Below are 14,049 nucleotides of genomic sequence, written 5' to 3'. Positions count from 1 at the left end.
TCACATCGCTCTCAAAAATGCATACGGGCTTCGGCCAGGCGATACAGGCGCCGCCAGACCCAGTGGTTCAAGGCCATTACGAACACGCACATCACGCCAATGCCCAGGGCGATGCGAGGGAAGTCGCCGATCGCCGTCATGTGCTGGATATAGCTGCCCAAGCCCTGGGCCTGCAAATTGGTGTCGCCCCAGCTCACATACTCGGCCACGATGCTGGCGTTCCAGGAACCGCCGCTGGCCGTGATGGCGCCGGTGACAAAGCTCGGGAAAACGGCCGGCAGCAAATAGCGCCGCCACAGCAACCAGCCCTTGAGGCCCAGATTCTTAGCCGCATAGCGCAGCTCGGAAGGAATCGTCGACGCCCCCGCCACCACATTGAAAAGCAAATACCACTGCGTGCCCAGAATGATCAGGGGCGAGAGCCAGATGTCGGGATTGAGCTGCCACTTGACGATCAGAATCACCGCCACCGGGAAGACCAAGTTCGAGGGGAAGGCCGCCAGAAACTGCGCCAAGGCCTGCACCCGCCCGGCAATGCGCGGGTTCAGGCCGATCCACACGCCGATGGGCACCCAGATCAGCGAGGCCACTGCAATCAGCACCAGCACCCGGCTCAGGGTGTAGAGGCCCAGCTTGAAGACATGGCCCACCTCCTGCCAACCCACCTCGCTGTGGATGAAGATGCCCAGCCGCCACACCGCAAACAGCACCAGCGCCGCCAGCAATGCATCCCAGCCACGCTCCCACAAGGGATTGACCGGTTTGACGCGGGCGCGGATGGAGCTGCCATCAAAGCGCCGGCGCGTGAGGCGAAAACTCGCCCCCAGCCAGCGCGCAGGGATCAGGCCGATGCGTTGAATCAAGTCGGTGCGGCGTAGCCAAGTCAGCAGCCAAGAGGTGGGCGCGTTCTCATTGCCCGATTCCTCAAAGCGGAACTTGTCGGCCCAGGCCAGCAGCGGGCGGAAAAACAATTGGTCGTACAAGAGAATGCCGATCAACATGGCCAGGATGGCATAGCCAATCGCCTGCAAATCGCTGGCCGCGATGGCCATGGCGATGTAGGAGCCCACGCCCGGCAACTTGATGTCTTGATTGGCCACCGAGATGGCTTCGGAGGCCACGACGAAGAACCAGCCGCCGGACATGCTCATCATCATGTTCCACAGCAAGCCCGGCATGGCAAAAGGCAGCTCCAGGCGCCAAAAGCGCTGCCAGCCGGAGAGCTGAAAGATGCGCGCCGCCTCCTGCAACTCGGCCGGCACGGTGCGCATGCTTTGGTACAGGCTGAAGGCCATATTCCAGGCCTGCGAGGTGAAGATGGCGAAGATGGCCGCGCACTCCACGCCCAGCAAGCTGCCCGGAAACAGGGCGATGAAGCCGGTCACGGTGATGGACAAAAAGCCCAGGATGGGAATCGACTGCAGGATGTCCAGCATGGGCACCAGCACTTTTTCTGCCGCCCGGTACTTGGCCGCCAGCGCCGCGAACACGCAGGCAAACACCACCGAGGCGGCCAGCGCCAGGAACATGCGCAATGTGGTGCGCAGCAAGTAATAAGGCAGGTAAGCGGGATCGAGGCTGATCGGCAGGGCCTCGCCCACTTGAAAAGGCTGGGCCATCTGCGAGCCCGCCAGCGCCAGCAAACTCAGCAGGGCCAGCACCAAGGGCAGCAAGGCCCAGTCCCAGCGGTTGCCGCTGGCCTCCACCACCTGGCGGGGGAAAAAACGCTTGTCAATCATGGCGGCCCGATCAGGAGGCATGCGCGGCGCAACAATGGCTGCGGCAGGGGAGAAATTTCAGGTGCCGGATGGTAACGGCGCAATGTGAAGAACTGTTGCCCCGGGCGGCAGCACGCGCCGCCGATTCCTCGGATGACTGTTCAGCGACCTCTGCCCTGGGCTATTCGCCCACAACGGCACCCACGGACGCACGCGTGCTCGATCAATCACCGCCCTGCCGGCTGGCCAGTGCTTCACGCACGGCTGCCACTTGGCGGCGCGACACGCTCAGCCACTCGTTCACCGTCGCCACCCGCAAGGCCCATCCTTCGCTGGCTTCAGCGGCCTCGGCCGAATCTTTGTCCAACGGCGAATCGGCGGTAGGCTGCGGGCCGCCGCGCAGCAACTCGCGCACGGCCGACTTTGCCACCAAGGCATTGCGATGCACCCGCAAAAAGCGCCCTTCCGGGCCGCCGAAGCGAGACTCCAGCTCAGACAAGCTGCCGTCCATCACATAGCTCTGCGTGGCGGTGCGCAGGGTCAGGTATTTGAGGTCGGCCTTGAAGTACAACACCTCGGCCAGCGGCACGCGGATCAGGCGGCCGCGCAAGGTGATGGTGATGAACTCGGCCGGCTCCAACTCGTCCAAATCACCGCGCTGGCTGTGCGCCGCCGCGCGCTCCTCCAAGCGCTGGGCGACCCGTTGCAGCGCGGCCTGCAGGCGTTCACGGCGAACCGGCTTGGTCAGATAGTCCATCGCATCCAGTTCGAAGCCGCGCAGGGCATGTTCGGCATGCGCGGTCACGAAGACCACGGCCGGCTGCGCCGGATGGGCGGCCAGGGCTTCGGCCAGCTGCAGGCCGTCAGCGCCGGGCATTTGGATGTCCAGCAAGATCAGGTCGCACGCATGATCACGCAGCCAGGACTGCGCTTGCGAGGCCGTGCCCGCCTCGGCCACCACCTGGGCGCGTGGCTCGGTGCAAGCCTCCAGCAAGCTGCGCAGGCGCAAGCGGGCCAGGGGCTCATCGTCAACCAGCAAGACGGACAGGTTTGCAGTGGCAGCAGTCATTGCGAAAAAGATTACAAAAGCGTGCAGAAAAAGAGATTGGGTGGCAAGCGTCGCGAGCCCTATTTTCAGCTCGGCAGCACGATGCGCACCGTGAAGCGGCCGGGCTCGGACGACAACTCAAACCGGGCCGACACATCATGCATCAAGCGCAGGCGCTGGCGCACATTGCGCAGCGCCATGCCGTGGCCTTGCGTCCGCGCGGGCAAGCCCACGGTGTTGCTGACGCGGATCTCCACCTCGCTGCCGCGCCGCAGGGTCTGCACCGTCACATCACCGCCCTGCTCATTGGGCTCCACGCCGTGGCGCACCGCATTCTCAACCAAGGGCTGCAAGAGCAAAGGCGGCACGCGGGCACCACGCGCTTGCGGATCGAGTTGCCAGCTGATGCGCAGGCGCTCGCCAAAGCGGGTCTGCTCGATGTGCAGATAGCGCCGCGCCAGCTCGATTTCTTCATCCAGGCTCACCGCCGTAGTGGCATCGGCCAGCGCCACGCGAAATAGCTCGCTCAAGTCCTCCAGCAGGTCCTCGGCCTTGCTGGGGTCATGGCGCACCAGGGTGATGGCGCTGTTGAGGGTGTTGAACAAAAAGTGCGGGCGAATGCGCGATTGCAGCTCCACCAGCTGCGCCAGGGCCGCGGCCGGGCGCTGCGCACGTTCCCGCAGTTTCAGCCAGGTCAGCAGCAGTGCCGCCATGGCGGCGCCCGCCAGCCCGACGCTGGCCAGGCGAAAGCCGCTGCTGGGCTCCAGATTGGCAATGGTCAACAAAGCCCAACCCAGCCAGGCGCTGACGGCGCCCAACGCGCTGAGACTGAACCATTGCCAGGGCTCGGGCAAATGCGCCAGCACCCGCCGCGCCCCGCACACCACCAGCAACCACAGCAAAACCGCCGACATGGTCACCACCGAGGCGCTGGCCATCCAGCCGGCCCATTGCACAAAACCACTGGCCGCCTGCGCCAAGCCCAGGGCCAGCAAGCCCTGCACCGCCAACACGGCACGCAGCACCAGGCCGACATGGCAGACATCAAAGGCCCGCTCGGGGTCGAACAAGGGCAGCACCGCCGCCTCGTCCGCCGGCTTCACGCTCGTCGTGGCGGGGAAACCGAGGATGCTGGTGAGGCTGGTGCTGTCGGGCCACTCCGATTCCGCCTCAGCGGGGCGCTTGGTTTTTTTATCAGACATCGTGCCTCGTTAGAATTGCGAGCTTCCTGCCGGGATTGTGCGTCAGCACCGCCCGCGCCCTTTTCCCTCCCCTTCAGCCCGCCACCATGACCGCTTCCGCCGACAAGCCCAGTGACAACCAACTCGCCAACAAGTCCCAAGCCTGGTCGGCCCTGTTTTCGGAACCCATGAGCGAGCTGGTCAAGCGCTACACCGCCAGCGTGTTTTTCGACAAGCGCCTGTGGGCCGCCGACATCCAAGGCAGCTTGGCGCACGCCGAAATGCTCTTGGCCCAAGGCATTCTGAGCGCTGAGGACCATGCCGCCATCGAGTCCGGCATGGCGCAGATCAAGGGCGAAATCGCCGCCGGCCAGTTCGACTGGAAGCTGGACCTGGAGGACGTGCACCTCAATATCGAAGCCCGCCTGACCGAGTTGGTCGGCCTGCCGGCCAAGCGCCTGCACACCGGCCGCAGCCGCAATGACCAGGTCGCCACCGATGTGCGCCTGTGGTTGCGCAGCGAAATCGACGAGTTGCTGCAACTGCTGAGCGCCTTGCAGCTGGCCCTGGTCGAGGTGGCGGAGAAGAACGTCGAGGTGATCCTGCCCGGCTTCACCCATTTACAAGTGGCGCAGCCGGTGAGCTTCGGCCACCATCTGCTGGCCTATGTGGAAATGTTCGCCCGCGATGCCGAGCGCCTGGTGGACGCACGCCGCCGCGTCAACCGCCTGCCCCTGGGCGCGGCCGCCCTGGCCGGCACCAGCTACCCGCTGGACCGCGAGCGCGTGGCTCGCACACTAGGCATGGTGAATGACAAAGGCGAAGCCTGCGTCTGCCAAAACAGCCTGGACGCCGTCAGCGACCGCGATTTCGCGATTGAATTCAGCGCCGCTGCCGCCCTGGTGATGGTGCACATCTCGCGCCTCTCGGAAGAGCTGATTCTGTGGATGAGCCAGAGCTTTGGTTTCATCGACCTGGCCGACCGTTTCTGCACCGGCTCCTCCATCATGCCGCAGAAGAAAAACCCCGATGTGCCCGAGCTGGCGCGCGGCAAGACCGGCCGCGTGGTCGGCCACCTGATGGGCCTGATCACCCTGATGAAGGGCCAGCCCCTGGCCTATAACAAGGACAACCAGGAAGACAAGGAACCGCTGTTCGACACGGTGGATACCTTGAAAGACACGCTGCGCATCTTTGCCGAAATGGCCGCTGGCATCACCGTCAAGCCCGAAGCGATGGAGCGTGCAGCCTTGAAGGGTTATGCCACCGCCACCGACCTGGCCGACTATTTGGTCAAGAAGGGCTTGGCCTTCCGTGATGCCCATGAGATCGTGGCCCATGCGGTGAAGACCGCCATCGCCCGCGGCCTGGACCTGAGCGCCCTGCCCTTGGCCGAGCTGCAGAAGTTTGATGCCCGCATCGGCGAGGATGTGTTCGAAGTGCTGAGCCTGCGCGGCTCGCTGAACGCCCGCAACATCCTGGGTGGCACCGCGCCCGCCCAGGTGCGCGCCCAAGTCGCACGCCACCGCGCCCGTCTGGCCGCCTGACCGGCCAAACACCATGCTCAAAGCACGCCTGGGCCTGTGGTTGGGCGTGCTGGTGGCCTTGGTGGCCACCCAGTTTGCGGTGGTGGTGTGGCTGGTCAACCAGTCCGAGCTGGAGCGCTCCCGCAGCTTGCGCGCCAAAGACGCGCTGGTGCAATACATCGCCCTGGCCGCGGACAAGCAGCGGCTCAAGGTCTGGTTCGCCCAATACCTGCTGACCGACCAGGCGCCGGTGGCCCTGCGCGACCAGTATTTGCAGCGCATGCAAACCGCGCTCAATGAGCTCGAACGCCTGCACCGCGAAGAGCAAGCCGATGCCAGCGGCCTGGCCGGCGAGGCGCCGCTGACACGCCAGCCGCTCGACGCGCTGCAAACCAACTTCCGCGCCTTGCGGGCGCAGATCCAGCAGGCCCAGCCCCATATCCCCCACCCGAACCCCAGCACCGAGCGGGCCAGCGTGTGGAGCGAGATGCTCAGCGTTTTCGACATCTCGGAGGGCCAGGACATGCGCGCCCTGATCGCGCAAGCCATCACCCAGCAGCAAGCCCACAGCACCGCCGCCGAGGCCGCCGCCCAAGTGGCGCTGCAGCGCTCACGCAATGTGGCGATCTACAGCATCTTGAGCACCATCATCCTGTCGATCGGCTTTGTCAGCTACTTCGCCTGGGACATCAGGCGCCGCATGCGGCCCTTGTTGGACGGCACCCTGGCGCTGCAAGCCGGGCAGCTCGAGCATCGCATTGGCGCCACCGGCCGCGATGAATTCGGCCGCCTGGGGCAGAGCTTCAACCGCATGGCCGAAGAGATTCAGCTGCACCGCCGTAACGAGGAAACTCAGCGGCAGCGGCTCGAAATTGCCGTGGCCCAGCGCACCGCCGACCTGCACCAGGCCAATGCGCAGCTGCTGGACATTGACCGCTCGCGCCGCCAGTTCTTCGCCAATATCAGCCACGAATTGCGCACGCCCACCACCGCCATCCTGGGTGAAGCCGAGATCACGCTGCGCCGCAGCGGCCACGCCGAATCGCTGTACCGCGACGCGCTGGAGCGGGTGGCCAGCATTGCCCGCCAGCTCGGCGCCCGCATTGGTGAGTTGATGGCGGTGGCGCGGCAGAGCGAGGCCGGCCTGCAGCCGGAGCTGAGCCTGATCGACCTGACGGAGCCCTTGCGCGCCGCGCTGGAACAGGTGCAGGCCACGGCGGCACAGCAAGCCCATCAGCTGCAATGGTTCAACGACGCGCAAACCGCAATGCCCTCAGAGCCGCCGCAGCCATTGATGCTGCGCGGCAGCCTGGACAAGCTGACCCAGCTCTTCACCATCGTGCTGGACAACGCCCTGCGCTACAGCCCGGCGGGCGGGCAGATCAGCGTCGAAACTCAGCCCGCACAAGGCGGCGCTGAGTGGCAAGTCACCATCAGCGACACCGGCATCGGCATGGATGAACAAGAACTGCCTCTGGCCAGCGAACGCTACTGGCGCTCCGAGCGCGCACGCGCCATGCGCCCCGAGGGCATGGGCCTGGGCCTGACCATCGCCGAGGACATCGTGCGCGCCCATGGCGGCCGGCTCAATCTGCTGGCCCGCGAGGGTGGCGGCACGCGGGTGCTGATCAGCTTGCCCGCCGCCTTGACCGATAGCACCAGCAACACCGGCGACAAAGACAACAACTGAGCGACAGAGGGAGAAACACCATGCGAACGATAGGCAATATCTTGTGGTTGATTCTGGGCGGCTTTGTCATGGGCCTGGGCTGGTGGCTGGCTGGCGCGCTGGCCTTCATCACCATCGTGGGCATCCCCTGGGGCCGCGCCTGCTTCGTGATCGGCCAGTTCGCTTTTCTGCCCTTCGGCCGTGAGGCTGTGGACCGCGCCAGCGTCACCGGCCAGCAAGACATTGGCACCGGCCCCTTGGGCCTGCTGGGCAACATCATCTGGTTTGTCTTCGCCGGCGTCTGGCTAGCCATGGGCCATTTGGTCTCGGCCCTGGCCTGTTTCATCACCGTCATCGGCATTCCTTTTGGCATCCAGCACCTCAAACTGGCCGTGCTGGCCTTGATGCCGATTGGCAAAACCATCGTCACCCGCTGAGCCAATATGCCCCACCTCTTGATCGTGGAAGACGACCGCCGCGTCTCCGATTTTTTGAACCGCGGCCTGCGTGCCGAGGGCTATCAAATCACGGTGGTGGAGCGAGGCGACCAGGTCGCCAAGAGCGTGGAGCAGTTGCAGCCCGACTTGGTCTTGCTCGATGTGATGCTGCCGGGCATCAGCGGCGTCGAGGCCTGCCAGCGCCTGCGCGCCAATCGCTGCCGACTGCCGGTGCTGATGCTCACGGCCATGGACGCGGTGGAAGACAAAGTAGCCGGCCTGCGCTGCGGCGCTGATGACTACCTCACCAAACCCTTTGCCTTTGAGGAATTGCTGGCCCGCATCGAAGCCCTGCTGCGCCGCGCTGAGCAGCATGCTCAGGGCGAACCGGCGGGCAAGGCCCGCTTGTTGACGCTGGCCGATTTGGTCTTTGACCTGGATCGCATGCAAGTGCGACGCGCCGAGCAGGCGCTGGTGCTGACAGCGCGCGAACTGGCCCTGCTGGAGCTATTGATGCGCCACCCAGGGCGGGTGTTCAGCCGCGAGCGCATTCTCAACACGGTGTGGGGCTACAGCGAAGACCCCCTGACCAATGTGGTGGACGTCTACATCCGCCGCCTGCGCGCCAAGATTGACGAGGGCCACACGCCTGCGCTGATCCACACCGTGCGTGGGCTGGGTTATCGGCTTGATGTGAATCCGTGAGCGGGCGACTGTTCTGATGCGTGAGTGGCGAAGGCCCTGGCGCTTGCAAGCGCTTGGGTGCGCGGCCTCAGAACTACTCGGGTGTACTGAGCCCGCGCACAAACTCCATCGGAGTTTGTGGCTGGCGAAGGCCCAGGCGCTTGCAAGCGCCTGGGCCCGAGGGCGGTCTGTCACGCAAAGTCTTAATTTGCGTACGGCAATGACGAGTGATGCAGCACGATGCGCACGGTGCCGGTGTCGTCTTTCTTGAAGGTCCAGGTCTTGTCCACGGTGGTGACCTTGCCGGCTGCGTCGGTCATGGCGACTTTGCCCATGGTGTTGGCCACATCGCCGTTGATGTGCACGGCGGCGTTGCTGATCTCGACCTTTTTCCAGCCCTTGAGTGCGAAGCCCTTGTCGTTCGGGAAGGCTTTGTCGCCGCCGACGAAGTAGGCCAAAGCGCCTTCCTTGGTGGTGCGGAAGGTTTGCGGGTTGGTAGTCAGCGTAGGCTTGAACAGTACCGGGCCGAGGTTATAGCCATAGGCTGCATCCAACACGGCGCTGGCGGTGGCTTGGGCCTTGGCGAAGCCGCCGGCGGTGTAGTCGTCGCTGATCTTGACCAAGGCGTCGCCCCAAGCTTGCTGCGCGGCGTGAACTTCGGCCAGCGAAATATTGGCGTTGTAAACGCGGGCCTCATTGGCCACCACGCTGGACTGCGCCACCGCGCTGCCGGCCACGAAGGCCATGGCTGCAGCCAGGGACAAGATGCTGGAATTGAGCTTTTTCATGATGCTGAGCCTTTGTGCGCCGAAGTGAGGCGTCGTGCGCTTGTTTGGGGTTGGTTTCGAAGCAAATCTGTGCCGATCGGCACTGACTTGATTCTCAAATTCCCGCGCGGCTGCCCGCATGAATGGCAGATGAACCGCAGCCCACAAACAGATGAACGGCAGATGAACAGCCGCGCCGCGCACGGCTCAGCCCGCTTGCGAACGCCATCAAAGCCCTCTTGATCCAACGCAAGCGCAAAGCCTCGCCGCTTGCGCTAAGCTCGCCGCCCATGAGTACCCTCACCTGGACCGACGACCTGGCCCTGCAACACCCGCAGATTGACCAGACCCATCAAGAATTCGTGGCACTGCTGAACCGCTGGGGTGACGCGGTGAGCGCTGGCGATGAGTCAAAAATCTTGCCGCTCTACCAAGAGCTGCTGGCGCACACCGAGGCCCATTTCGGCATGGAAGAAGGCTGGATGGCAGCCACCGGCTTCGCCCCCGACAACTGCCATACCAAACAACACACGATGGTGCTGGACGTGATGCGCCAAGTGCTGGTGCACGCCCAGGCGCATGGCGACTTCGAGCCCATGGGCAATCTGGTGCCCGAACTGGTGAAATGGTTCCCGGCCCATGCCGAGATGATGGACGCGGCGCTGATTTTCCATATGAATCAGGTCGGCTTTGACGCGGCCACCGGCCAGCTCGCCAAGCCACTGGCCACAGAGGCGACCAGCATCAGCTCCTGCGGCAGCAATAGCTGCGGCTGAAGCAATCAAGGCCGGCCGTTTGATGGGCTTCGGTAGGGGCGCAAGGCCTCGGGGTAGGCCAGTGATTCAATCACCGGCCGCCACTCGGGGTCGACGCGAAACTCAAGCACGCAGCGCCGCAAAAATGCATTTAACTCGACTTGAGAGCGGTCGCTCATCAAACGGCGCTCCACCGTGAGGCGCGGCTTGGCGGCGACATAAAGCCAGCTGTCCAGGCCAGGAATCTGCTCGCGGAAAAAAGGCAAGGCGGCGGCCTGCACAAAGGTCACGTCGATGCGGCCAAGTTGCAGCTTGCGCAGATTGGCCTCGCCGCCCACGCCGTCCTCGCGCCGCACGCGGCCAGCCGCAAAGGCGGCGTCCATATCGGGTAGTTGCCGGCCTCGAATGGCGCCAAACACCAGGCCGTCAAATGAGCTGATGTCAACAAAGTCCACCGGCTTGTCGCGCCGGGATGCGACCCAGACCGCGTCCCGCAAGAGTGGCTCGCTCCACCAGTACTTCTGCATCGTCGGGTCAAGCATGAAGTCCGGCCCCACCCAGGCCACCACGCCCAACCAGCCCGGGCGTGACAGCACATCTCGGTCCAGGCGCGCACGCGGGATCTCGCTCGCCACAAACTGATAGCGGCCGCCGGACTTGCGGCTCAGCCAGCCGGCCAACTTGTGGCTCAGATTGCCAGCCAAGGCGGGGCTGTATGGCGGGTCGGTGTAATAGCTGTAGAGCGGCACTATCTCCGCCGCAGCCGCGTTCTGAGCCATCGGCACGCTCGGCCCCTGGAGCACCAACGCCGCGGCCAAGCGCAGACACCAACGGCGAGCCTCGCAGCGTGGAGCGCCACTTGAGCGCAAGCTCCAAGTCTTGGCCATGGTTCTGTCAATTCCTGTCAACGCGGCTAGACCACTAGCATGACGCAGCAGCATAGCAACTCGCGCATTACCTTGGGCGAAAAGCAAGCCGGCGTCAGCCCATGCTCATAACCCGCCAGCGCCGGCAAGCGCCCTGCAGCACGGCGAGCCCAAAAAGAAAAGTCGAGCTCGCTGACCCTTCAGTCCTACGATGACTCGACTTGCCTACCCTTCGCTTGCCGCGGCAATGCTCGGCATTATTGGCCGATACCGACTGCCGCCGTACCTCAACTGCTCTCCGTCCTCCGTGCGCCGGTCAGCTCGAAGCCGACTCTTGCGCCGCTCTCGCGTGTCGCCGCAGGAATTGGACTCCCCTCCTCGCCACGCAGCCCTCGTTGGCCGGAGACGAGCATAGAGCCCGCCCCGCTTTTCCGCCACCTGTTAGTCCTGACAGGTGACGTAGGGACAGCTCACCAGCTTCTGAACCGAGCGGCTTGACCGAAGGGCGGAGGCAGCGCAGCGGCAGGCCGACTTCAGTGCCTAGCCATCTTGAAGGCAGAAACCGCCTCACTCAAGACCGCGGCATGGTCACGCAGGCTTTGCGCAGCGGCGGCGGACTCTTCCACCAGTGCGGCGTTCTGTTGGGTCATCTGATCCAACTCGTTGACCGAGGCGGTGACCTGGACGATGCCCTGACTCTGCTCGGCGGCCGAGGTGGAGATCTCGCCAATGATGTCGCTGACCTGCTTCACCGAGGCGACGATATCGCCCATGGTCTGGCCGGCATCATTGACCAGGCGCGAGCCGTCTTCCACCCGCGCCATGCTGTTACCGATGAGCCCCTTGATTTCACGGGCAGCCTCGGCGCTGCGCTGGGCCAGGCTGCGCACCTCGCCGGCCACCACCGCAAAGCCACGCCCTTGCTCACCAGCCCGAGCGGCTTCAACGGCGGCATTCAGGGCCAAGATATTGGTCTGGAAGGCAATGCCGTCGATCACGCCAATGATGTCGCCGATCTTGCGTGAGCTGGTGTTGATGTCATCCATGGTGCTGACCACCTGGCTCACCACATCACCGCCTCGCTGCGCCACCGCGGCCGCCGAATGGGCCAGCTGGCTGGCGGTGCGGGCAGAATCCGCGCTCTGGCTGACCGTGCGTGTCAGCTGCTCCATGGAGCTGGCAGCACGCTGCAGATTGCTGGCGGCTTGCTCCGTTCGGGTGGACAGATCCAGGCTGCCGGAGGCGATTTCATCGGCCGCGGTGCGGATCGAATCGGTGCTGCCACGCACCGAGGCCATGGCATCTTCAACCGCGCCGAGTGCGTCCAACATACGCAGCGTCGTCGGTGCCTTGCTTTGCGTCTGGATGGCAGCAAAGTCCACCTTGCCGTCTTCGGTGCGCAGGCGCTGGGCAATTGTGTTGAGTTCCTCGCCCACCGCAAAGTCACGCCGCGCGCCGGCGGCCAGCACCAGCAGCACACCAGACTCGGCCACCACAAAGGCGGCATGCTCCAGCACGATGCCCAAGCCCGGCTTGGTGAAGCAGATCGGGCCCCAAGCCCATTGCTGGAAATAGTTGAAGCTCAGGTGGTGCAAAGCGACAGTCACCGCCGCCACCAGAATCGGCACCGGGCTTCGGTAGACGGCCGTCACGGCCAGAAAGGCGAAGACGCTGAAGTGCGCCTCGGTGTGGCCGCGCGCCACCTGTATCATCAGCGCCACCATGGCCATGCCCAAAAATGGCAAGCCTAGCTGGGAGCCCGAACCGCCACCGGACACCCAGGCGACGGCCACCGATGCCGCCAGCAAAAGCAGGCCCAGCCCCAAGGCCAGACCAAAGTTATCGTAAGCCGCCCCATAGCCCAGGCAACCCAGCAGCAGCAGCAAGATGGCACTCAGCAGGATGCGATCATTGGTTCGTATGGCATTCATTCGTATGGCTCCAGAAAAGAGCTGCTCTTTGCAGACCAAGAACAGCCTACGCACGTACGCACGCACGGCTTACATGCGAGTTTCGGCGGCCAAGCAAGAGCAAGAGCCGTGAAGAAACCCCGGTTTTACCGATTTGTTCGTGGCCACGTGGGTCTGAGGAAGGCTGCGGCCTGCGTGGATTCATCGCGCCACAATGGATGCCGATGAGCAGCCCTCCCCTCTCAAAACCTGACGGCCCAGCCCCCCTGCCCGAGCGCCTGATCGCGCATCTGGACATGGACGCTTTCTACGCCTCGGTGGAGTTGTTGCGCTACCCCGAGCTCAAAGGCCAGGCGGTGGTGATTGGCGGGCGCCGCGCCCATGCGCCGGTGGACCTGCCCGACGGTACACGCCGTTACGCCCGCTTGCGCGACTACACCGGCCGCGGCGTCGTTACTACCAGCACCTATGCAGCGCGGGACCTGGGCGTGTTCTCCGGCATGGGCTTGATGAAAGCCGCCCTGCGCGCGCCCGACGCCATCCTCTTGCCGACGGACTTTGATGCCTACCGCCACTACTCGCGCCTGTTCAAACAGGCCGTGGCCGAGGTGGCGCCGGTGATTGAAGACCGGGGGATTGACGAAATTTATATCGACCTCAGCGAGGTGGCCGGCGTGCGCGAGGCCGTGGGCCACGACCCGCAAGGTGGCCTGCGCGCCGTAGCCCGCGAGATCAAGAATTCGGTGCTGCGCGCCACCGGGCTGACCTGCTCGATCGGCATCACGCCCAACAAACTGCTGTCCAAAATCGCTTCCGAGATGGACAAGCCCGATGGCATCACGCTGTTGATGGCGGATGAGATCGAGGCCCGCATCTGGCCGCTGGGCGTGCGCAAGGTCAATGGCATCGGCCCCAAGGCGGGCGCCAAGCTGCTGGCCTTAGGGCTGGAGACGGTGGGCGATGTGGCGGCCGCCCCGCCTGCGCTGCTGATCGAGCATTTCGGCAAGAGCTTTGGCGCCTGGCTGCACGAAGCCTCGCACGGGCGCGACCAACGCGCGGTAGTCACCCACAGCGAGCCGGTCAGCATCAGCCGCGAAACCACCTTCGAGCGTGACCTCCACGCCGTGCATGACCGGGCCGAGCTGGGCGCCATCTTCACCCGCTTGTGTGAGCAGTTAGCGTCTGACCTGACGCGCAAGAACTACCTCGGCCGCACCGTCGGCATCAAGCTGCGCTTTGAAGGCTTTCACACCGTCACCCGTGACCTCACGCTGGATGCCCCCACCCAGGACGCCCAAGCCATACGCCGCGCCGCCGGTGCCTGCCTCAAACGCGTGCCGCTGGACAAACGCATACGCCTGCTCGGTGTGCGCATGGGCAGCTTGAGCCGCCCCGGGGAAGCCCTGAGCCGCAAACGCAGCAAACTAGCCGCTGCGGGGCTTAGCATCCCAGTGGCCGAGAATCTCAGCTTGTTTTAACCGCGGCCCC

12 protein-coding genes are annotated in these 14,049 nt (G+C 64.5%); 6 read left to right on the top strand and 6 right to left on the bottom strand.

The features are described 5' to 3' along the window. Positions 1-11: 11 nt before the first annotated feature. The 3 genes from AT984_RS05165 to AT984_RS05155 all read right to left on the bottom strand — a co-directional run bounded on the left by AT984_RS05165 (position 12) and on the right by AT984_RS05155 (position 3,968). The gene (locus AT984_RS05165; protein ID WP_058719178.1) at positions 12-1,739 is read right to left on the bottom strand and encodes an ABC transporter permease; all 1,728 of its coding nucleotides are present in this window, start codon (positions 1,737-1,739) and stop codon (positions 12-14) included. A 202-nt stretch (positions 1,740-1,941) separates the two neighbouring features. Beyond that, positions 1,942-2,787 (bottom strand): LytR/AlgR family response regulator transcription factor, encoded by an 846-nt coding sequence (locus AT984_RS05160; protein WP_058719177.1) that lies wholly within the window; start codon positions 2,785-2,787, stop codon positions 1,942-1,944. A gap of 65 nt (positions 2,788-2,852) precedes the next feature. Continuing rightward, positions 2,853-3,968: a sensor histidine kinase gene (locus tag AT984_RS05155; protein WP_082679801.1), complete on the bottom strand. Its 1,116-nt coding sequence runs from the start codon at positions 3,966-3,968 to the stop codon at positions 2,853-2,855. Between the two features lie 86 nt (positions 3,969-4,054). Here AT984_RS05155 and argH point away from each other — a divergent pair, with 86 nt between their 5' ends. The 4 genes from argH to AT984_RS05135 are packed head-to-tail and all read left to right on the top strand — an operon-like array spanning position 4,055 to position 8,284. Beyond that, on the top strand, positions 4,055-5,494 hold the full coding sequence (gene argH / locus AT984_RS05150; RefSeq protein ID WP_058719176.1) for an argininosuccinate lyase: 1,440 nt from the start codon (positions 4,055-4,057) through the stop codon (positions 5,492-5,494). A 13-nt stretch (positions 5,495-5,507) separates the two neighbouring features. After that, the gene (locus AT984_RS05145; RefSeq protein WP_058719175.1) at positions 5,508-7,163 is read left to right on the top strand and encodes a sensor histidine kinase; all 1,656 of its coding nucleotides are present in this window, start codon (positions 5,508-5,510) and stop codon (positions 7,161-7,163) included. 20 nt (positions 7,164-7,183) lie between these two features. Beyond that, positions 7,184-7,579, top strand: a complete 396-nt coding sequence (locus AT984_RS05140; RefSeq protein ID WP_058719174.1) for a YccF domain-containing protein — start codon at positions 7,184-7,186, stop codon at positions 7,577-7,579. Positions 7,580-7,585: 6 nt separating this feature from the next. Beyond that, positions 7,586-8,284 carry a response regulator transcription factor gene (locus AT984_RS05135; protein ID WP_058719173.1) on the top strand — a complete coding sequence of 233 codons (699 nt, stop codon included), beginning with the start codon at positions 7,586-7,588 and terminating at the stop codon, positions 8,282-8,284. Between the two features lie 182 nt (positions 8,285-8,466). Here the strand turns inward: AT984_RS05135 and AT984_RS05130 are convergent, their stop codons facing one another. Next, positions 8,467-9,051, bottom strand: coding sequence for a hypothetical protein (locus AT984_RS05130; protein ID WP_058719172.1), 585 nt, complete (start codon positions 9,049-9,051; stop codon positions 8,467-8,469). Between the two features lie 269 nt (positions 9,052-9,320). On the opposite strand from AT984_RS05130, the gene AT984_RS05125 reads away from it, so the two are divergent. After that, on the top strand, positions 9,321-9,806 hold the full coding sequence (locus AT984_RS05125) for a hemerythrin domain-containing protein (protein ID WP_058722101.1): 486 nt from the start codon (positions 9,321-9,323) through the stop codon (positions 9,804-9,806). 5 nt (positions 9,807-9,811) lie between these two features. Here the strand turns inward: AT984_RS05125 and AT984_RS05120 are convergent, their stop codons facing one another. Next, complete coding sequence (locus tag AT984_RS05120; RefSeq protein WP_197418248.1) at positions 9,812-10,672, bottom strand: hypothetical protein; 861 nt, start codon at positions 10,670-10,672, stop codon at positions 9,812-9,814. Positions 10,673-11,184: 512 nt separating this feature from the next. Then, positions 11,185-12,582 carry a methyl-accepting chemotaxis protein gene (locus AT984_RS23820; protein ID WP_058719170.1) on the bottom strand — a complete coding sequence of 466 codons (1,398 nt, stop codon included), beginning with the start codon at positions 12,580-12,582 and terminating at the stop codon, positions 11,185-11,187. A gap of 203 nt (positions 12,583-12,785) precedes the next feature. Between AT984_RS23820 and dinB the strand changes: the two genes are divergently transcribed. After that, positions 12,786-14,039: a DNA polymerase IV gene (gene dinB / locus AT984_RS05110; protein ID WP_058719169.1), complete on the top strand. Its 1,254-nt coding sequence runs from the start codon at positions 12,786-12,788 to the stop codon at positions 14,037-14,039. Positions 14,040-14,049 lie beyond the last annotated feature (10 nt).

It is taken from the genome of Paucibacter sp. KCTC 42545 (assembly GCF_001477625.1).
Lineage (GTDB): Bacteria > Pseudomonadota > Gammaproteobacteria > Burkholderiales > Burkholderiaceae_C > Paucibacter_A.
This window is presented reverse-complemented; position numbering and strand designations above follow the sequence as displayed.

Excerpts from the sequence above, each read along its gene's own strand:
- AT984_RS05145 (WP_058719175.1), top strand. The coding sequence starts at position 5,508 with ATGCTCAAAGCACGCCTGGGCCTGTGGTTGGGCGTGCTGGTGGCCTTG.
- argH (WP_058719176.1), top strand. The coding sequence starts at position 4,055 with ATGACCGCTTCCGCCGACAAGCCCAGTGACAACCAACTCGCCAACAAG.
- AT984_RS05140 (WP_058719174.1), top strand. The coding sequence starts at position 7,184 with ATGCGAACGATAGGCAATATCTTGTGGTTGATTCTGGGCGGCTTTGTC.
- AT984_RS05135 (WP_058719173.1), top strand. The coding sequence starts at position 7,586 with ATGCCCCACCTCTTGATCGTGGAAGACGACCGCCGCGTCTCCGATTTT.
- AT984_RS05165 (WP_058719178.1), bottom strand. The coding sequence starts at position 1,739 with ATGATTGACAAGCGTTTTTTCCCCCGCCAGGTGGTGGAGGCCAGCGGC.
- dinB (WP_058719169.1), top strand. The coding sequence starts at position 12,786 with ATGAGCAGCCCTCCCCTCTCAAAACCTGACGGCCCAGCCCCCCTGCCC.
- AT984_RS05130 (WP_058719172.1), bottom strand. The coding sequence starts at position 9,051 with ATGAAAAAGCTCAATTCCAGCATCTTGTCCCTGGCTGCAGCCATGGCC.
- AT984_RS05120 (WP_197418248.1), bottom strand. The coding sequence starts at position 10,672 with ATGGCCAAGACTTGGAGCTTGCGCTCAAGTGGCGCTCCACGCTGCGAG.
- AT984_RS05160 (WP_058719177.1), bottom strand. The coding sequence starts at position 2,787 with ATGACTGCTGCCACTGCAAACCTGTCCGTCTTGCTGGTTGACGATGAG.
- AT984_RS05155 (WP_082679801.1), bottom strand. The coding sequence starts at position 3,968 with ATGTCTGATAAAAAAACCAAGCGCCCCGCTGAGGCGGAATCGGAGTGG.
- AT984_RS05125 (WP_058722101.1), top strand. The coding sequence starts at position 9,321 with ATGAGTACCCTCACCTGGACCGACGACCTGGCCCTGCAACACCCGCAG.
- AT984_RS23820 (WP_058719170.1), bottom strand. The coding sequence starts at position 12,582 with ATGAATGCCATACGAACCAATGATCGCATCCTGCTGAGTGCCATCTTG.